Raw genomic sequence first — 20,364 nt, forward strand, 5'->3', positions numbered from 1 at the left:
TTTTACATTGATAATTGACAATTGCTAATTACATTTGCAATCGTTTTTAAAAGCCAAAAAATACAAATGATGCTAACCTTTACTTTATATTTTTTTATTGCAATAGTTGTCATTCAACTTTTTTATTATTTAGTAGTTTTTGCAAAATTTTCTTTTGCCAGAGCACAGGAAATTGAACCTAAAAACATTCCAATTTCTGTAATTGTTTGTGCGAAAAACGAAGAAGAAAATATCATTAAATACATTCCTTTATTGGCCGAACAAAATTATCCAGATTTTGAAATCGTTTTAATTGACGATGCTTCGAGAGATAATACTTTGGACATTTTTGAAGAATTTGAAAAACAGTACCCTAATATTCGTTTGGTTAAAGTAAAAAACAACGAAGCTTTTTGGGGTAACAAAAAATACGCATTAACACTGGGAATCAAAGCTGCAAAAAAAGAATACTTGTTATTTACTGATGCTGATTGTTATCCAACTACGAAAGATTGGATAACTGCTATGAGCTCCCAATTCACAAAACAAAAAACTATTGTTTTAGGTTATGGAGGTTATGAAAAAATAGCCAATTCCTTTTTGAATAAAATAATCCGATACGAAACTTTACTTACCGCAACCCAATATTTTTCTTGGGCAAAAATAGGCAAACCATACATGGGAGTTGGCCGTAATTTAGCTTACAAAAAAGAAGAATTTTTCAACGTGAACGGTTTTATCGATCATATACAAATTCGTTCGGGTGACGACGATTTATTCATCAATCAAGCCGCGGACTCAGATAATACTACAATTAGTTATACTCCTGATAGTTTTACATACTCGGCTCCAAAAACCACTTTCCAAGATTGGTTTATTCAAAAAAGAAGACATGTTGCCACTGCCAAACATTATAAAACATTTGATAAAATACAACTAGGACTTTTCTTTAGTTCCCAATTGTTGTTTCTATTATTGCCAATTTTATTGTTAGCTTTTCAGTTTCAATGGATATTAGTATTGAGCCTTATTGGATCTCGATATTTAATTACTTGGATAGTTACTGGATTTGCAGCTGGAAAATTAAAAGAAAAAGATGTGATGTATTGGTATCCTATTATAGAAATTATACTTATATTCACTCAAATTAATATCTTTATAACCAACATCTTCTCAAAACCTGCGAATTGGAAATAAGCAAGCAAATAGAAAAAGCAAAAAAAGGAAATCAAGTTGCCTTTACTTTTCTGTTAGATTACTATTGGAATGAGGTATATGGTTTTATGCTAAAACGCACTGAAAACGAAACTACTGCCGAAGACATTACCATAGAAACATTCTCCAAGGCATTTGACAAAATAGCCACATATAACTCCGAATTTCAATTCAACACCTGGTTGATTTCTATTGCCAAGAATGTGCATATCGATTTAATTCGTAAAAAAAAATCGAGTCTTTTTATCGAAATCACTGATGAACAAGACCAAACAGCTTATAATGTTGCCGACACTACTCCATCGGCAGAAGATGTATTGATTACCGAACAAAATCTTTCACAACTATTACAATTCATCAAAGAATTGAAACCGCATTATCAAGAAGTGATTCAGTTGCGTTATTTTCAGGAAATGAGTTATCAGGAAATTGCCAATAAAATAGGCGAGCCTTTGAGCAATGTAAAGATCAAATTGCTTCGTGCCAAAAAATTACTTTCAGAAATTATCCAAAACAGACGATAATTTCATTAAAAGATCTTACTAAACAATACTCGGAAAACACACTACCCAGCTATATTAAAATCTCCAAAACTTAATTACATTAACAGAACTTAATTTGTTAAATAATTACGATTATATTCAGTAAATTTTTCTATATTTACTCACAACAACATTCATTTAACAACTTTATTAAATAATAATCACATTTACATATACTAAAATTCCTGTTATTTGCGTTAGAAACTAAAACTACTTTAGCTTATGATTTAATTATTACTTAACCATTAAATCCATGAATTATGTCTAAATCAAACATCTTCGAAACTAGCTGGATTAACCTTGTATTCGAAAACAGAAACAAAGAGTACGGTGCGTATCATTTACGCCAAGAAAACACTAAGACATCCTTTTTTGCACTCTTTATGGGAGTATCACTTTTGACTGCGGCCATTAGTATACCAATGGTTTATAATTATCTAAATCCAGAACACCGGATTCCATCATTAGTTCCAGACTTACCTCCAATTGTAGTTGTGGATATCGATCCTTATGTACTACCTGAAACAAAAGTTGAAGAAGTTGTTATTCCCGAAATTAAGAATCCAATTACAGAGAATATCAATACCAATGCACAACTTATAAATCCGGAGATTGTTCATGCTGAAGCAGCAACACCAAAAGATATTGCAACCAACATTGACCTCAAAAACAATCCAAGTGATAATACATCAGGAATAGTTAGTTCAGGAGTAGGAACAACTCCTTCAACTGGTACTGCTGTCGCAAGCACTCCTGGCATTACTGATACCACCATTCTATCAAGCAATGTGGTTGATAAAATGCCCGAATTTCCTGGTGGAATCAAAAAGTTCTACACTTATGTTGGTAATAATTTTGAAAAACCAGAATTAGAAAGCGAAAATGCAATTCGAGTAAGTGTTTCTTTTGTTATAGAAAAAGATGGAAGCATGACGGATATAAAAGTTTTAAAAGACCCTGGTTATGGTTTAGGAGCTGAAGCTATTCGTGTTTTAAAATCCTTAAAAACTAAATGGTCTCCAGGTATGTTTGAAGGCAAAGCGGTTAGAACTTCCTATAATCTACCAATTACCATCCAGCCTAATTAGGCTTTAAATTAAAAAGAGAAAGCCGAACTTCAAAAGTTCGGCTTTCTCTTTTTAATTAAACTCCAGTATGAAAATTTATTTTTTCTTTTTAGTAGTTTTCTTCTTTTTGGTTGTTGTTTTCTTTACAGGAGCTGTCACAGCAGGCTTTTTTACATAAAGTTTATACAAACCATCTTTCTCAGCCCTTGCTTTGGCTTCATCCGCTCTTAAACTAGAATCAGGATGAGAACTCATCATTTGATCAATAAACGAGCTTTGAGCACCTTCACTCATTTTAGCCAATATTCTAAATGCAGATTCCTCAGCATTTACATCATACCCATTTTTTTTCATAAATTCATAAGCAAACAAATCGGCTTCCGATTCTTGTTTACGACTGTATTTACTGTCAATCATTGCACTACCAATTTTAGCCAATTGACTATCGGTTACAGCAGCCACTTTAGTAGATTGTGAAGCTGCAGCATCAATCAAAGCTTCTTTTTGATACAAAGCTTTCATAGCATCTCTAGAATCATGATTATTAACGTGACCAATTTCATGACCAATTACCGCTATTAATTCGTTATCATCCATTACATCCATCAAACCCGAAAAAACACGCACACTACCATCTGCTGTTGCAAAAGCGTTGATGTCTTTAGTAAGATACACTTTATAATTCAAGGTGTAAAACTCCCCTTTTGTATATTTCCCAAAAACTTTAGCTAAACGAATGGCATAAGGATCTGTTGGTCCTGCCACTTTATTTTCAGCATCCATTTTATCAACTGCAGGTTTAGACAAAGCAGCTGCATCTGCATCGGTAAAAGTAAATCCCGTCATTCCTTTTTGAACAGCACCCAATGCTCTTTCTCCAAAATTAATTTGTGCTTGCGCTGTAGACAACCCAAACAATATTGAAAAAGCACCTAATAATAATGTTTTTGTATTCATCTTTTATTTTATTTGTTTTAAAGTGCAAATATACTACAACTTTAAAACTACAAAATCCTGTTTTATTTTAATATTCAAAATTTAACACTATAAACCCCTAAATTAAATTTATTTAAAAAAAACACTTTTTAATGTGAAAATCTAAAAATCGGCTTGATAACCAAACAAGTTTTCTCAAAATTCACAAATAGAGAGCTCGAATTCTAAAACTACATTGCTTATCTTTGTACTCTGAAAATTGAAATATGGAAACTGTTTTAGATAACACATTACCTGTTGGGAAACCAAAATGGTTAAAGGTAAAACTCCCAATAGGACAAAAATACACTGAACTTCGTGGTTTGGTAGATAAATATAGCCTCAATACTATTTGTACTTCCGGAAGCTGCCCAAATATGGGAGAATGCTGGGGAGAAGGAACTGCAACATTTATGATTTTAGGAAATGTATGTACACGTTCTTGCGGTTTTTGTGGTGTAAAAACAGGAAGACCAGAAACTGTAGATTGGGATGAACCTGAAAAAGTGGCTCGTTCTATCAAAATCATGAACATCAAACATGCAGTAATTACTAGCGTTGACAGAGATGATTTAAAAGATGGTGGTTCAATCATATGGATTGAAACTGTAAAAGCCATTCGCAGAATGAATCCAAACACTACCCTAGAAACTCTAATTCCTGATTTCCAAGGTATCGAAAGAAATATTGACCGTATCGTAGAAGCCAATCCCGAAGTAGTTTCACATAATGTGGAAACCGTTAGAAGACTAACTCGCGAAGTACGCATACAAGCCAAATACGACCGAAGTCTGGAAGTTTTGAGGTACCTAAAAGAAAAAGGGATCAACAGAACCAAATCTGGAATTATGCTAGGCCTTGGCGAGCAAGAAGAAGAAGTTTTTCAAACAATGCGTGATTTACGTGCAGCCAATGTTGACATTGTTACTATTGGTCAATATTTACAACCTAGTAAAAAACACCTTCCTGTAAAAGAATTCATAACACCGGATCAATTTGCGAAATATGAAAAATACGGTTTGGAGTTAGGTTTCCGTCATGTTGAAAGTGGCCCATTGGTTCGATCTTCTTACAAAGCACAAAAACACATATTATAATAAAGTTTAATCGGTTAATCGTTTAACCGATTAACCGCTTAAACAAATAAGCTTGAAAACAAGAATTGCTATTAATGGTTTTGGAAGAATCGGGCGAAATTTATTTCGCTTGCTTTTAAACCATCCCAGTATAGAAGTAGTTGCCATAAATGACATTGCTGACAAAAAAACAATGTCCCATTTAGTGAAATACGACAGTATTCACGGTGTTTTACCTGTTACAGTTTGCCACGACGAAAAGGGAATTGTGGTTGATGGGAAACACTTTTTATTTTTCCACGAAAAAAACATTCCAAACCTAGACTGGAAAAGTATTGATATTGACTTTGTTGTAGAATCTACCGGTAAATATAAAACTTTTGAAGAGATAAATGCACATGTTTTAGCAGGTGCAAAAAGAGTAATTCTTTCAGCCCCATCAGAAGTAGATAATATAAAAACTGTTGTTTTAGGGGTTAATGAATCCATTCTTGACGGCACAGAAACCATTATATCCAATGCCAGTTGCACCACCAATAATGCTGCGCCAATGATAAAAGTGATTGAAGAGCTTTGCGGAATTGAACAAGCCTACATTACTACTATACACTCTTTCACTACCGATCAAAGTTTACACGATCAACCTCATAAAGATTTGCGCAGAGCAAGAGGAGCAAGTCAATCCATTGTTCCAACAACAACTGGTGCAGCAAAAGCATTGACTAAAATTTTCACTTCACTGGATGGCAAAATGGGTGGTTGCGGAATTCGAGTCCCTGTACCCGATGGGTCTTTGACTGATATTACTTTTAATGTAAAACAAACAGTCACCATAGAAGAGATAAACAACGCTTTTAAGCTGGCCTCTCAAACCAATTTAAAAGGGATTTTAGAGTATACAGACGACCCTATTGTGTCTGTAGATGTAATTGGCAATAAAAATTCATGTATATTTGATTCTCAACTTACTTCTGTAATCGACAAAATGGTAAAAGTAGTAGGTTGGTATGATAATGAAATTGGATATTCCTCCAGAATCATAGATCTGATTTTATTACTAAACAATAGTAAAAAATACCATCAAACATGAAATACTTTTTATTATTTATTGTTTTTTTTCACTCACTACTCCATTCACAAATTGGAAACAAAGTAGACAGCGTTAGTTATTACTCCAAATTAGCAACCGAGAACATCAAAAACAATAATTATAAAGAAGCTTTATCATACACTCAAAAATCAATAAATTATTGCAAAAGAAATAAAAATATTGAAGCAGAAGCTGCTCAAACATTCAGCTTAGGTAAAATATATTTTGACTTAAATCTTCACAATGATGCCGTAGAATTATTCAGCAAAAGCATTGTATTATTTAACAGTATTTCTAAAGAACCCAACGACAAAGTCGCTAAAGCCTACTATTATATAAGCTTGTCTTGCATAGAGAAAAAAAATTATATCCTAGCTGAAAGCTCTATTCTCAAAACTGAAGAAATTCAAAAAAAATTAAAAATAAAGGATAAAGCAGATCTAATCAGACTCCAAAAAGGAGTGCTTTCAAAAACGAGGGGAGATACAACTTTGGCCTCAATTCTTTTCAACGACATCATTGCAAAACCAGACAGTCCTCTTTTAACAAATTCAAAAGCTGAAGCCCTTTATCAAATGGGAACGATTGAAGCCACCGACAAAAGATACAACTTGGCTTTGAATTACTTCAATCGAGCTTTAGAATTAAATAAAGAAACTAAAAACTTAAATCAAAAGTCTAACATTTTACTGGCTTTAAGTACAGTTTACGACAAATTACTTGACAAATCTACTGCTTACACCTACTTAAAAAAACATTTGAATCTAAAAGAAAGCATTGTGCTTGCAAATGAAGAAAAACTAGGTATTAACGATTATGAGACTTTTAAAGAATCCCAGCGAAAACAAGAAGAATTATTACTTGAAAAAGAAAATAGGGAAAAAGAAAAAGCTGATAAATTTTCTAAACTTATCAGTATTTTAGCAATTGCAATCATTTCAATTCTATCCCTTTTGAGTTTATCTCTTTACAAAAACAACATAATTCGCAATCAAACCAATTCATTATTGAAAGAAAAAAACAATGAATTGATTGCAGCCAAGAACAAAGCCGAAGAGGCTTCCAAAGCAAGATCTGAATTTCTATCTACAGTAAGTCATGAACTTCGAACGCCACTGAATGCCATCAACGGCATTACTCACCTATTATTAGAAGAGCGCCCAAAAAAATCGCAGATGCATTATTTGTCTTCATTAAAATTTTCTGGCAACTACCTAACTACCTTCATCAATGATATCTTAGAAATAAATAAAATAGAATCCAATAAATTAGAAATTGAGTATATTAATTTTAATCTCAAACAATTATTGGGAGATATCCAAAACTCGCTCAAAGAAATTGCCACCATAAACAACAACAAATTCATTCTCAAAATAGATTCAACAATACCTGAAAATTTAATAGGAGACCCCACTAAATTGTCTCAAATTTTCATGAATTTAATCAATAATGCACTAAAATTTACCAATAATGGAACAGTTAGTGTTCTTGCCCGATTAAGAAACTATCAAAACAACAACGCTACCATCTTTTTCCAAATTATTGATACAGGTATTGGAATTCCGGAAGATAAATTAAAAACAGTTTTCGAAAGTTTTTCACAAGGTTCAGTAGAAATCAATAGAAAATTTGGAGGTACTGGATTAGGATTAACCATTGTAAAAAAACTGGTTCGTATTCTGGGTGGACGGATAAGATTAAAAAGTATTGTTGGAGAAGGCTCGACTTTCTCTTTTGAATTGAATTTCAAAGTAGACATCAAACCTATTCAAAATAAAGTTGTTACCAAAAACTACAATCCAGAAATCTTCAAAGACAAAAAAATATTAGTGGTTGAAGACAACAAAATCAACCAAATGATTACCCAAAAAATGTTGACAAATAAGGCAATGAAATGCACCATTTTGGACAATGGTGAAGAGGCTATTCAACTTTTAAAAAACAAGGCATTCGACATGGTTTTAATGGATGTTCACTTATTGGGAATCAACGGAACTATTGCAACACAACAAATTAGAGAGTTTGACACCAAAACTCCTATACTTGCCCTAACAGCCATTTCATTAAATGAAAACAGGGAAATGTTACTTTCTTACGGCATGACAGATGTAATCACAAAACCATTTGTAGCAGAAGATTTTTATACCATAATTGCACAAAACATAATTAATTCTTAATTCCTTACAATCAATTCCTTGATAAGCCTACGCAAATCAGGTTCAGCATTTTTTGCTGCTTCCAAAACCTCATCATGCGAAATGGTTAGTATACTTTCCTCATCACCCATATCAGTGATAATAGAAACACCAAACGTTTCCAATTCCATATGACGAGCAACAATTACCTCTGGAACCGTAGACATCCCTACACAATCAGCACCTAAAATCTTAACCATTCTATATTCGGATAAGGTTTCAAATGTTGGTCCTTGCAATCCAAAATAAATTCCATCATGAACTTCAATGCTTAATTCTTGTGCTATTGCTTTTGCCTTAGCAATCATTTCAATTGAATACGGTTGACTCATATTCACAAACCTTGGGCCAAAACGTTCATCATTTTTCCCTCGTAAAGGATGTTCCGGCATAAAATTGATATGATCTTTGATAATCACAATAGAACCCACTTTGTAATTAGGATTTACACCTCCAGAAGCGTTGGAGACTATTAACTTTTCAACGCCCAAATACTTCATCACGCGAACAGGAAAAGTGACTTCTTTCATGGAATATCCTTCGTAAAAATGAAAACGTCCTTGCATGGCAACTACTTTTTTACTACCAATAGTCCCAAAAACCAATGCTCCTTTATGTCCTTGAACTGTCGAAATGGGAAAATTTGGAATTTCCTCATACGACAATGTATATTCAATTATAATGTCATCAGTAAATCCACCCAATCCAGATCCTAAAATCACTCCAAATTCTGGAGAGAAATTTATTTTTCCTTTTATATAACTAACGGTTTCTTGTACTTTGTCCCACATAATTCAAAATATTTTTGTCAAAATTATCACCATCAGAAAGAAACAAACTTTTTATAGGCAAAAAATAAAGCTGTTCACTCAAAATGCTTCCTTTCAAACGTACATAATCTTTTTCGGTTGTTACAATAATCTTGTTACCTGCTTTTTTCTTAATCTCTTCTAGTTCGCTTTCGCTAAAATTATGATGATCGGGAAAAGTCATGCAGTCGTCATTGTCTTTTTTTAAATAAGTAAAAAACGATTCAGGCTTTGCAATCCCTGCCAAAAGTATCTTATCAATACTTTTCACTTCAGCAACTTTTATCGTTTTATCATCGGAATAAATGACATCATCATAGTTAATAAAGGTAAAGAACAAACTTTGATTTGGAGACAGATTCAGTTGTTTTTTTATGGTATTTTGAGCATCATAAGAAAGGTTTGAAGGACATTTTGTAACAATGACAATATTCGCTCTTTGAACTCCACTTCTACTCTCCCGTAAATTCCCTGTAGGCAACATAAAATCATTACAATACAAATCTCCATAAGAAGTAAGCATAATATAGAATCCCGCTTTTACCTTTCGATGTTGAAAAGCATCATCCAATAAAATAATTTCTGGAGAATCCGAATTGGAAAGCAACTGCTCGATTCCATTCTTTCGATTAGCGTCTACAGCCACCTGAATGTTTTTGAATTTTTGATAAAACTGAAATGGCTCATCACCCAATTCTAAAGCATTTGAATTTGAAGTAGCCAAAACAAACCCTTCGGATTGTCTTTTATAACCTCTACTTAAAGTAGCCACTTTATATTTATTCGAAAGTAATCTAATTAAGTATTCTATTTGAGGAGTCTTTCCCGTTCCACCTACACTTAGATTTCCCACTGCAATAACGGGCAAATCAAAAGAATAGGATTTTAAAATTCCTGTATCGAAAAGTAAATTCCGAATACTCGTAATAAAGCCATACATAATGGCGAATGGGAACAATATCTTTCGCAGTAAATTCATTTTACGAAAGTAAAACATTTTATAATAGTAGCGAAAGCAATTACAAACCTAAAAATCTTTTTTCACCAATTTAACATTCAAACAGATAAACTTTAAACTTTAAACTTCAAAAAATAAGATCCTTTTATCGCATTATTTTTTAACAAAAAAAGGGCTTTCGAATTGTGATAACCATAAATTAACATATCGTTTTTTATCGTTTTCTGAAATCTGTTTATCCGACATAAAATTCTACCCAAAACCACTTAATCAGTTCATTTTTAATTCTATTTTTGTTAAAAAACCATGTTATTTAAATAAATTTAAACAAAAAAATAACATAATTGATACATTAAACACAGTCCAAAAACCAAATTTGTTTAACCTACAATTATCACATTATGAAAAAAAACTACTTTACTGTTTTAATCTTATTATTGTTTACTGGAACTATTCAAGCGCAAAAAGAAAAAATAAAAGAAGCTGAAAAAGAGATGAACAGCGGCAATCCGCAGAATGCAATCGCCATTTTAAAAAGCATTGAATATCAGGTTTACAACTCTATAGATGAAGAAAGAGCTCAATATTATTTTATACAGGGAAGTTCCTATTTAGGATTAGCTGAAAAAAAAACAGACGAAGGCAAAAACTTAGTTTTAGCAACAAAATCGTATAGAGAAACGATCAAAATAGAATCAGAGTCAGGAAAAAGAAGATATACTGGTCAAATCCAAAGTTCTTTTAAAAATATTAAAGAGAAATTAATAAATATAGCTGCAAATGATTTTAAGGAAAAAAAATATATTGACAGTGCTAATGAACGATATGAAGCTTATTTAACTGATACAAAAGACACTATTAATTTATTTAATTCAGCATCTGCATTTGTAAATGGAAAAGATTACGCTACCGCTCTTCAACATTATGAAACACTAAAAGCTCTTAACTTTTCCGGAATTGGTACCAATTATTTTGCAACAAACAGAATAACAAAAACTGAAGAAAATTTTTCAACGGAATATGACAGGAATTTGTCTATTCAAGCCGGTACCCATGAAAAACCCCGAACAGAAAAAAGAATTTCCAAAAGAGGGGAGATTTATAAAAACTTGGCTTTGCTTTATGTACAAAAAGGAGATCGGGAAAAAGCCAAAAAAGTAATTTATGACGCTAGATTAAAAAATCCTGAAGACATTTCTTTGGCTTTGGCAGAAGCCGATCTATATATAGAAAACAAAGACTATGAGTCGTTTAAAAAAACAATAGAACCCATTTTGAAAAAAAATCAAAATGATGTCGATTTAGTTTATAATTTAGGAGTTCTTAGCGCTAAAGCCAAAAACACAACCGATGCTGAAAATTTTTATTTGAAAGCAATCACGCTTAATCCTAAATATATCAATGCTTATATAAATCTATCCTTTCTAAAACTGGATGAAGTTGAGACTATAAATGAAGAGATGGATAAACTAGGCACATCTCCTGGAGAAATGAAAAAATATGAAACTTTAAAAGGAAAAAGAGATAATGTTTATAAAAAAGCAATTCCTTATCTCCAAAAAGTAATTGAAATTAATCCCGAAGATGAAGATACTTCCAAAAGCCTTTTGAGTGTTTATAATGCATTAGAAATGACTGCTGAATATAAAGAATTAAAAGCAAAACTATACTAAGAGATAATTTTTAGAATATTTGTATTTTATTAATCTGAGAAAAAAATTAATACTGTTAAACATCAAAAAAAAGAGCTTACAAAATGGCTAGTGGATCATTTTTTTTTCACAATAAATTCATTTTAGGAATGGATAATATTTTATCTTTGAACGGAAATTATTAAAAATAAACTAATAACAACTTTACAGATTAATTTCAATTAATTTGCGTTATTAGTTTATAAAGTTCAGATTAATAAATACCCCGAAAAGATTAAAAAATGAGTACAATAAAAGAAATACTTTCTGTTCTTGAAGAAATGGCTCCATTGGCTTATGCCGAAGATTTTGACAATGTAGGTTTAATAATAGGAGATGAAAATACTGAAGCAACAGGCGTTTTAGTTTGCCATGATGCTTTAGAAAATGTAATTGACGAAGCCGTTGCCAAAAAATGTAATTTGATTGTTTGTTTTCATCCTATTTTATTCAATGGAATAAAGAAAATAACTGGGAAAAATTATGTAGAACGAGCTATTCTCAAAGCTATAAAAAATGATATCGCCATTTATGCTGTCCATACCGCATTGGATAACCATCCAGAAGGCGTAAATAAAATATTTTGTGATACTTTAGAATTGATAAACACACAGATCTTAATCCCAAAACAAAATCACATCCGAAAATTAGTCACCTACACTATTAGAGACAATGCCGAAAAAGTTCGAAATGCTTTATTCGAAGCTGGAGCTGGAAGCATTGGTAATTATGATAAATGCAGTTTCAACTCAGAAGGAACTTTTACATATCAAGGTAACGAAAAAAGTGAACCTACCATTGGCGAAAGAGGTGTAATGTCTAGAGGTACCGAGGTTAAAATCGAAGTTGTTTATGCCAAGCATTTAGAAGCAAAAATCATAAAAGCATTAAGAGAAAATCATATTTACGAAGAAGTTGCCACTGAAATCTACAATATGAAAAACACTTTTAATCATATTGGTTTGGGAATGATTGGCGAACTGGAAGAACCAATGGACGAAAAGGATTTTCTGCAGTATGCAAAAGACAAAATGGGAGCCAACGGAATTCGTCACTCAGCCTTTACTGGAAAAAAAATAAAAAAAGTGGCGGTATTGGGTGGATCAGGAAGTTTTGCGATAAAAAATGCCATTCAAGCCGGTGCTGATGTCTTTTTGACAGCCGATTTGAAATATCACCAATATTATGAAGCCGAAAATCAACTTTTATTGGCCGATATTGGACATTTTGAAAGTGAACGCTATACAAAAGAGTATATTGTTGATTATCTTAGAAAAAAAATCCTTAATTTTGCAATCATTTTATCGGAAGAAAATACAAATCCAGTTAAGTACTTATAGAATATGGCGAATACGAAAGAATTAAGTGTTGAGGACAAGTTAAGAGCAATTTACGATTTACAACTAATTGACTCTAGAATTGACGAAATCAGAAACGTTAGAGGAGAACTTCCTTTAGAGGTTGAGGATTTAGAAGATGAAGTTGCAGGTTTAAGCACTCGTTCAGAGAAATTGAAAGGGGAATTAGAAGTTATCGAAAATCTTATCAAAGAAAAAAAGAATGCAATTGACGAACACAAAGAAGCTGTCAAAAAATACACTAAACAACAAGAAAGCGTTCGTAATAACCGCGAATTCAACTCTTTGACCAAAGAAATCGAATTTCAAGAATTAGAAATTCAATTGGCTGAAAAGCAAATCAAAGAAATGAAAGCTTCTATCGAGCATAAAAAAGAAGTGATTTCTTCTTCAAAAGAGAGATTAGAATCTAAATCTTCTCACTTGAAACATAAAAAATCAGAATTGGATGCTATTATGGCCGAAACTCAAAAAGAAGAAATCTTCTTGACTGAGAAATCTGCAGAATATGAAGCATTAATTGAAGATCGTTTATTGGTAGCCTACAAAAGAATCAGAAGCAGTGTTCGTAACGGACTAGCTGTTGTTTCTATCGAAAGAGGTGCATCAGCAGGATCATTCTTTACAATTCCACCACAAACACAAGTAGAAATTGCTTCTAGAAAGAAAATCTTAATTGATGAGCACTCTGGAAGAATCTTAGTCGACAGTGTTCTGGCTGAAGAAGAAAGAGAGAAAATGGAACAATTGTTTTCAAAATTCTAAAAATATCTAAGCCTCGAATTTCGAGGCTTTTTTTATACCCCCATATTTTGAACCTAAAAAAAAGCATCCGATTCCTAACTGTCAAATCCGTTGGTCTTTACATCAACCTACTCAGTTTGATTCAACCCAAAAAGGCATTACAACTATCCTATGCCCTTTTTACTAATCCCAGAATTGGAAAAATAGCCAATGACCAAGTTCCAGAAATTCTGCAAAACACAATCAAAGAAACGTTCCAGCACAACGAACACCAATTCCAAACCTATGTATGGGAAGGAAATGACACCAAAATTCTTTTAGTTCACGGTTGGGAAAGTAATTCGGCCCGTTGGGAGAAAACCCTGCCCTATCTGCAAAAATCAGGAAGTACCATCATAGCCATAGATGCACCTGCTCACGGACAAAGCAGCGGCAAGGAGTTCAACGTACCACGTTATGCTGAGTTCATCAACAAAGCGGTCGAAAAATACAACCCAAGCATCATCATTGGTCACTCCATAGGTGGAGCAGCCTGTATCTATCATCAATATTTGCACCCTGAAACCAGCATTGAGAAAATGGTTATTCTAGGTGCCCCTTCCGATTTGAAAACACTCATCGATAATTATATCCAAATGTTGAGCCTCAATCGTAAAATGTTCACACTTTTGGAAAAACGCTACTTAGAAAATTTTAATTTCAAACTAGAAGATTTCTCCGGTGGCGCATTTGCAAAACACATTAAAATTGAAGGAATCATTGCCCACGATACCACCGACACTGTGGTCGCATTTGAAGAAGGCCAAAAAATTGCAAGTGGTTGGAAAAAAGGAAAATTCATTACAACCAAAGATTTAGGACATTCCATGCACGACGATGATTTGTACCAAGAAATATATCGTTTTTTATTTGAAGAATAGGCTTTTGGATATTTCGATTTTTAGACTTTTAGATTATAAAACTAATAAACCATAAGAGTATGATTTTTTTTAATCAAATTCACAAACCACATAACTACCTGAAAGAAGAAATCGAACAATCTAATAATCTAACTATCCAACAATCCAAAAAAAGACTATTTTTGCAGTATGGAAGAAAATCTAAAACGCCTCAATAAATTCATAGGAGAAACGGGCTATTGTTCCCGCAGAGAGGCCGATAAATTTATAGAAGAAGGTCGAGTAACCATCAATGGAGTGGTGCCAGAACTGGGAACCAAAGTTTCACCGGATGACGAAGTACGCATAGACGGAAAACTAATCCGTGAGAAAAATGAAAAACCCGTTTATCTAGCTTTCTACAAACCCGTAGGAATAGAATGCACCACCAATCTGGAAGTTCGTAATAATATTGTAGATTACATCAATTATCCAAAACGTATTTTCCCAATTGGACGATTGGACAAAGCCAGTGAAGGTTTAATTTTTATGACCAACGACGGTGATATCGTCAACAAAATATTACGTGCCAGAAACAATCACGAAAAAGAATATACCGTAACAGTAAGTAAACCCATAACCGACCGTTTTATAGAACGAATGGGCAATGGCGTACCAATTCTGGACACTGTTACCCGCAAATGTAAAGTGGAACAGATCAGCAAATACATTTTCAAAATCATTCTAACACAGGGATTGAATCGTCAAATCCGTAGAATGTGTGAGTATTTAGGCTATGAAGTTACTGCCTTAAAACGTATCCGAATTATCAATATTTCACTAGATGTTCCAGTAGGTCGCTACCGTGATTTAACCGATGCCGAAATAAAGGAACTCAATGAATTAATCGAACCTTCCAGTAAAACAGAAGAAGCCAGCTTACCAAAAGCGGAACCTCAAAAAAGAAGGACTGAATTCATCAAAAGAGATGACCCTCGATTTAAGAAAAGAGGAGACTACTAAATACTTAAAAAGCCGTTTCAATTAAATGAAACGGCTTTTTAAATTTATTTAGAATACTTTATTTTCTGCTTCTGATTTCTCTTGCCAAAAGCGTGTTTTTCAACAACATCGCAATAGTCATTGGCCCTACTCCTCCCGGAACTGGAGTTATAAAAGAAGACTTTTTGCTTACTCCATCAAAATCAACATCACCAGTAATTACATATCCTTTTGGGTGCGAAGCGTCTTCTACTCTTGTAATACCAACATCGATTACTACAACTCCATCTTTCACCATATCGGCTTTCAAGTAATTTGGAACACCAAGAGCCGTAATGATGATATCGGCATTTTTAGTATATTCTTCAATATTTTTAGTTCTACTGTGAGTAAGTGTTACTGTAGAATCTCCAGGATAACCTTTGCGACTCATCAAAATACTCATTGGTCTTCCCACAATATGGCTACGCCCAATAACTACGGTGTGCTTACCTGCGGTTTCTACTTTGTATCTTTCTAACAATTCCATTATTCCAAATGGAGTTGCAGGCAAAAATGTTTCCATATCCAAAGCCATTTTCCCAAAATTAGCAGGATGAAAACCATCCACATCTTTTTCAGGATCAATAGCCATAAGTATTTTTTGCTCGTCGATGTGTTTTGGTAACGGTAATTGAACAATATAACCATCCAAATTATCATCTTCGTTTAATTCTTTAATCTTCGCAAGTAATGCTTCTTCGGTTATATCGGCAGGTAAACTTACTAATGTAGATTCGAAGCCAATTTGTTCACAAGAACGTACTTTGCTCCCCACATAAGTTAAACTTGCTCCATCAGTTCCAACAATTACAGCAGCCAAATGAGGTACTTTTTCCCCATTGTCTTTCATTGTTTTTACTTTAGCAGCAATTTCATTTTTAATATCCTGCGATGTTTTTTTTCCGTCTAGTATTTGCATTTTTTAAAAAGTTAAATGTTTGATCTTTAAAGTTTTTCTCTCTATTTATCTTAAAAAATTTAAGGTCTAAAATTTCAATCTATTTGAAACTTTAAACCTTAAACATTCTATTTTATCTCGGCATTCCGCCTGGCATTCCTTTCATTCCGCCCATCATCTTCATCAGGTTTTTTCCTCCTGGGCCTTGCATCATCTTCATCATTTTACTCATTTGCTCAAACTGTTTCATCAATTGGTTTACTTGCTCCACTTTTGTCCCAGATCCTTTTGCAATTCTAGCTTTTCTTTTTACATCAATTATTGCAGGCTTGCTTCTTTCAATTGGAGTCATTGAATGAATAATGGCTTCAATATGTTTGAAAGCATCGTCTTCAATTTCGATATCTTTCATCGCTTTTGAAGCACCTGGTATCATTCCAACCAAGTCTTTCATATTACCCATTTTCTTCACTTGCTGAATTTGAGACAAGAAATCATCAAAACCAAATTCGTTTTTAGCAATTTTCTTTTGGATTTTTCTAGCTTCGTCTTCGTCATATTGCTCTTGTGCTCTTTCCACCAACGACACAACATCTCCCATACCAAGGATACGTTCTGCCATACGATTTGGATAGAAAACATCAATCGCATCCATTTTCTCACCAGTACCCACAAACTTGATTGGTTTGTTTACTACTGACTTAATAGAAATCGCAGCTCCACCACGAGTATCTCCATCTAATTTGGTTAAAATAACACCATCAAAATTCAATATATCGTTGAACGCTTTTGCAGTATTTACAGCATCCTGACCTGTCATGGCATCTACAACAAATAAAGTCTCTTGTGGTTGGATAGCTTTATGCACTTTTGCAATTTCATCCATCATTTCTTTATCGACTGCTAGACGACCAGCAGTATCGACAATCACGACATTGAATCCATTAGCTTTTGCATGCTTAATCGCATTTTGTGCAATTTCAACTGGATTTTTATTTTCTGGTTCAGAGTATACTTCAACAGCAATAGAATCTCCTACAACATACAATTGCTGAATAGCCGCAGGACGATAAATATCACAGGCAACCAAAAGCACTTTTTTATTCTTTTTCGTTTGAAGATAATTAGCCAATTTTCCAGAAAAAGTAGTTTTCCCAGATCCTTGCAATCCTGACATTAATATAACTGAAGGATTTCCAGAAAGATTAACTCCCGCAACATCTCCACCCATCAATTCGGTAAGCTCATCTTTGACTAACTTTACCAATAATTGTCCAGGCTGTAATGTCGTTAATACATCTTGACCTATTGCTTTCTCTTTTACTTTGGTTGTAAAATCTTTGGCAATTTTAAAATTGACATCGGCATCAAGTAAAGCACGACGCACTTCTTTCAAAGTTTCGGCTACGTTTACTTCAGTGATTTTTCCGTGTCCTTTTAATATATGAAAGGCTTTGTCTAGTTTATCGCTTAAATTATCGAACATAATTGTATTTCTCTTTAATTAAGGCGCAAATTTAATGATTTGATATTGAAGTTTAAATAGTATTAGAAATAAAAAAGCAATTGTTTTAAAATAAAATTCAAAATGGTAGTCCGATTATTATTTTGGAGCAGAAAGATTTGGCATTTTTGGAAACATCGTCCCGTTTTTCATTGCAATCTTTATGTTTTTAAAGAAAAAACATAAAGGATTTCCACTTCAACTGGGGCTAAGAATCAACATTTTGCTTTTTTGCAATTATCCTCAAAAAAAGAGGCTGCTTAAAAATATAGACAACCTCTTCTTAAATTTTATCTGTAAAATTACATTCGCTCTGGAACATTAATCCCCAATAAACTAAAAGAATCAGCAATAATATCAGCCACTTTTTTGGACAATTGCACTCTGAATATCTTTTTGTTCAAATCAGTTTCACCAAGTATAGAAACGGCTTGGTAAAAAGAATTGTACTCACGAACCAAGTCATACGTATAATTAGCAATCAAGGCAGGGCTATGATTATGGGCCGCATTCTGAATCACCTCTGGAAACAATTCAAGTTGTTTCACCAATTCTTTTTCCTTTTCGTGAAGTTCTTCAATTCCTGCGTTGGAAGCAAAATCAAAATCGGCTTTGCGAATAATTGATTGAATTCTGGCATAGGTATATTGAATGAAAGGCCCTGTGTTTCCAGCAAAATCAACTGATTCCTCTGGATTAAACAGAATACGTTTCTTTGGATCTACTTTCAAAATATAATATTTAAGCGCACCAAGGCCTATCGTATTGTATAATTTTGATTTTTCTTCAACTGAATAAGAATCTAATTTCCCTAAATCTTCGGCAATTTTTTGAGCTGTATCAGTCATCTCCTGCATCAAATCATCGGCATCAACAACAGTTCCTTCACGGCTTTTCATTTTTCCAGAAGGTAAATCAACCATTCCGTACGATAAATGAAATAGACTGGAAGCCCAATCAAAACCTAGCTTTTTAAGTATTAAAAACAAAACTTTAAAGTGATAATCTTGCTCATTCCCAACTGTGTAAACCATTCCACCAACATCTGGCATGTCTTTTACACGTTGAATGGCAGTCCCAATATCTTGAGTCATGTAAACTGCAGTTCCATCAGAACGTAAAACAATTTTACGATCTAATCCTTCATCGGTCAAATCAATCCAAACAGAACCATCTGGATCTTTTTCGAAAATTCCTTTGTCCAATCCTACTTGAACAACATCTTTTCCTAATAAATAGGTATTGCTTTCATAATAAAAGCTATCAAAATTTACTCCTAGATTTTTATAGCTTACTGCAAAACCTTCATAAACCCATTGGTTCATAGTTTTCCAAAGTGCAATTACTTCAGGTTTTCCATTCTCCCAATCCAAAAGCATTTGCTGCGCTTCGAGAATAATTGGAGCTGTTTTTTTTGCTTCTTCCTCTGTTTTGCCGGCATTCATCAATTCAGCAATTTCACCTTTGTAAGCCTTATCAAAAGCCACATAATAATTACCAACCAATTTATCCCCTTTCAATCCAGTAGAATCTGGAGTTTCTCCATTTCCAAATTTTTGCCAAGCCAACATTGACTTACAAATATGGATTCCTCTATCGTTGATGATTTGTGTTTTATATACTTTTTTCCCAGAAGCTTTGATAATTTCGGCAACTGAATATCCTAATAAATTATTACGAACGTGTCCTAAGTGCAACGGTTTGTTAGTGTTTGGTGAAGAATATTCTACCATCACCGCTTTATCATTTGCCGAAGGCGTTACAAATCCGAATTTTTCGGCACTTCTGATTCCGTTAAAGAAATTCAAATAATAAGAATCTGCAATTACAATATTCAAAAATCCGGAAACCACATTAAAACGGGCTACTTCCGAAACATTTTCAACAAGATAATTTCCAATTTTATTTCCCAATTCAACAGGATTGCTTTTTACCACCTTTAGTAATGGAAAAATAACCATCGTAATATCTCCTTCAAACTCTTTTCTGGTCGCTTGAAACTCTATTTTATCAATGGTTACATCAAACAAAGTTTGAATGGCTTTCTCTATAGATGGGGTAAGAATATTGGATAATGACATGTATACTTGATTTTTTTAAGTGTGCAAATATAAGGCTTATTCGCCAAATATAGAAAGTGAAAAATAACATTCTATTTAGTAGTCTTTATAAAAAGAAAGTGCCGCAAAATATTGCATCCATTCAATTGGAATATTAACTCTCGACATGCTCCTTAATTTATATGAAAGACCATTCTTAAAATTTCAAAAAAAGGCATCATGAAACTATCAAAACAAAAAAAATGTCAAAAAAAATTCGAATACAAACTACTAAAAATCAA

The 20,364-nt window shown here is 33.3% G+C and carries 17 protein-coding genes; 11 read left to right on the forward strand and 6 right to left on the reverse strand.

Annotated elements, in window-relative coordinates; genetic code table 11:
- Nucleotides 1–69: 69 nt before the first annotated feature.
- The 3 genes from AC1DY0_RS15255 to AC1DY0_RS15265 all read left to right on the forward strand — a co-directional run bounded on the left by AC1DY0_RS15255 (nucleotide 70) and on the right by AC1DY0_RS15265 (nucleotide 2,824).
- Entirely contained in the window at nucleotides 70–1,176 is a 1,107-nt protein-coding gene (locus tag AC1DY0_RS15255; protein ID WP_477189466.1) for a glycosyltransferase, read from the forward strand.
- Nucleotides 1,167–1,718, forward strand: coding sequence for an RNA polymerase sigma factor (locus tag AC1DY0_RS15260; protein ID WP_477189441.1), 552 nt, complete (start codon nucleotides 1,167–1,169; stop codon nucleotides 1,716–1,718). The genes AC1DY0_RS15255 and AC1DY0_RS15260 overlap by 10 nt, the downstream gene beginning before the upstream one ends.
- 278 nt (nucleotides 1,719–1,996) lie before the next feature.
- Entirely contained in the window at nucleotides 1,997–2,824 is an 828-nt protein-coding gene (locus tag AC1DY0_RS15265; protein ID WP_477189442.1) for an energy transducer TonB, read from the forward strand.
- A 75-nt stretch (nucleotides 2,825–2,899) separates the two neighbouring features.
- Here the strand turns inward: AC1DY0_RS15265 and AC1DY0_RS15270 are convergent, their stop codons facing one another.
- Entirely contained in the window at nucleotides 2,900–3,760 is an 861-nt protein-coding gene (locus AC1DY0_RS15270; RefSeq protein WP_477189443.1) for a M48 family metalloprotease, read from the reverse strand.
- A gap of 245 nt (nucleotides 3,761–4,005) precedes the next feature.
- Between AC1DY0_RS15270 and lipA the strand changes: the two genes are divergently transcribed.
- From lipA to AC1DY0_RS15285, 3 genes are read left to right on the forward strand one after another with little or no spacing between them, the layout of a single operon-like run.
- Nucleotides 4,006–4,875, forward strand: coding sequence for a lipoyl synthase (gene lipA, locus AC1DY0_RS15275; RefSeq protein WP_477189444.1), 870 nt, complete (start codon nucleotides 4,006–4,008; stop codon nucleotides 4,873–4,875).
- 52 nt (nucleotides 4,876–4,927) lie between these two features.
- On the forward strand, nucleotides 4,928–5,944 hold the full coding sequence (gene gap / locus AC1DY0_RS15280) for a type I glyceraldehyde-3-phosphate dehydrogenase (protein ID WP_477189445.1): 1,017 nt from the start codon (nucleotides 4,928–4,930) through the stop codon (nucleotides 5,942–5,944).
- Nucleotides 5,941–8,121, forward strand: coding sequence for a tetratricopeptide repeat-containing hybrid sensor histidine kinase/response regulator (locus tag AC1DY0_RS15285; RefSeq protein ID WP_477189446.1), 2,181 nt, complete (start codon nucleotides 5,941–5,943; stop codon nucleotides 8,119–8,121). The genes gap and AC1DY0_RS15285 overlap by 4 nt, the downstream gene beginning before the upstream one ends.
- Here the strand turns inward: AC1DY0_RS15285 and AC1DY0_RS15290 are convergent.
- On the reverse strand, nucleotides 8,118–8,930 hold the full coding sequence (locus AC1DY0_RS15290; RefSeq protein WP_477189447.1) for a purine-nucleoside phosphorylase: 813 nt from the start codon (nucleotides 8,928–8,930) through the stop codon (nucleotides 8,118–8,120). The two genes, AC1DY0_RS15285 and AC1DY0_RS15290, sit on opposite strands and share 4 nt — an antisense overlap.
- Complete coding sequence (lpxK, locus tag AC1DY0_RS15295; RefSeq protein WP_477189448.1) at nucleotides 8,902–9,927, reverse strand: tetraacyldisaccharide 4'-kinase; 1,026 nt, start codon at nucleotides 9,925–9,927, stop codon at nucleotides 8,902–8,904. Before lpxK ends, AC1DY0_RS15290 begins: the two co-directional genes overlap by 29 nt.
- Before the next feature lie 380 nt (nucleotides 9,928–10,307).
- Here lpxK and AC1DY0_RS15300 point away from each other — a divergent pair, with 380 nt between their 5' ends.
- The 5 genes from AC1DY0_RS15300 to rluF all read left to right on the forward strand — a co-directional run bounded on the left by AC1DY0_RS15300 (nucleotide 10,308) and on the right by rluF (nucleotide 15,600).
- A complete protein-coding gene (locus AC1DY0_RS15300) occupies nucleotides 10,308–11,579 on the forward strand; it encodes a tetratricopeptide repeat protein (protein WP_477189449.1) in 1,272 nt (423 codons plus the stop codon).
- 260 nt (nucleotides 11,580–11,839) lie between these two features.
- Nucleotides 11,840–12,937, forward strand: coding sequence for a Nif3-like dinuclear metal center hexameric protein (locus AC1DY0_RS15305; RefSeq protein WP_477189450.1), 1,098 nt, complete (start codon nucleotides 11,840–11,842; stop codon nucleotides 12,935–12,937).
- A 3-nt stretch (nucleotides 12,938–12,940) separates the two neighbouring features.
- Nucleotides 12,941–13,720, forward strand: a complete 780-nt coding sequence (locus AC1DY0_RS15310; protein ID WP_310009008.1) for a zinc ribbon domain-containing protein — start codon at nucleotides 12,941–12,943, stop codon at nucleotides 13,718–13,720.
- A 47-nt stretch (nucleotides 13,721–13,767) separates the two neighbouring features.
- Nucleotides 13,768–14,619, forward strand: a complete 852-nt coding sequence (locus AC1DY0_RS15315) for an alpha/beta fold hydrolase (protein ID WP_477189451.1) — start codon at nucleotides 13,768–13,770, stop codon at nucleotides 14,617–14,619.
- A 168-nt stretch (nucleotides 14,620–14,787) separates the two neighbouring features.
- Entirely contained in the window at nucleotides 14,788–15,600 is an 813-nt protein-coding gene (gene rluF, locus AC1DY0_RS15320) for a 23S rRNA pseudouridine(2604) synthase RluF (RefSeq protein WP_477189452.1), read from the forward strand.
- Nucleotides 15,601–15,658: 58 nt separating this feature from the next.
- Here the strand turns inward: rluF and AC1DY0_RS15325 are convergent, their stop codons facing one another.
- The 3 genes from AC1DY0_RS15325 to argS form a co-directional block, all read right to left on the reverse strand.
- The gene (locus tag AC1DY0_RS15325; RefSeq protein ID WP_219318690.1) at nucleotides 15,659–16,540 is read right to left on the reverse strand and encodes a bifunctional 5,10-methylenetetrahydrofolate dehydrogenase/5,10-methenyltetrahydrofolate cyclohydrolase; all 882 of its coding nucleotides are present in this window, start codon (nucleotides 16,538–16,540) and stop codon (nucleotides 15,659–15,661) included.
- A gap of 112 nt (nucleotides 16,541–16,652) precedes the next feature.
- Nucleotides 16,653–18,005, reverse strand: coding sequence for a signal recognition particle protein (gene ffh / locus AC1DY0_RS15330; RefSeq protein WP_477189453.1), 1,353 nt, complete (start codon nucleotides 18,003–18,005; stop codon nucleotides 16,653–16,655).
- Between the two features lie 320 nt (nucleotides 18,006–18,325).
- Nucleotides 18,326–20,104 carry an arginine--tRNA ligase gene (gene argS, locus AC1DY0_RS15335; RefSeq protein WP_477189454.1) on the reverse strand — a complete coding sequence of 593 codons (1,779 nt, stop codon included), beginning with the start codon at nucleotides 20,102–20,104 and terminating at the stop codon, nucleotides 18,326–18,328.
- Nucleotides 20,105–20,364: the final 260 nt, after the last annotated feature.

It is taken from the genome of Flavobacterium sp. P1_E4 (genome assembly GCF_056405915.1).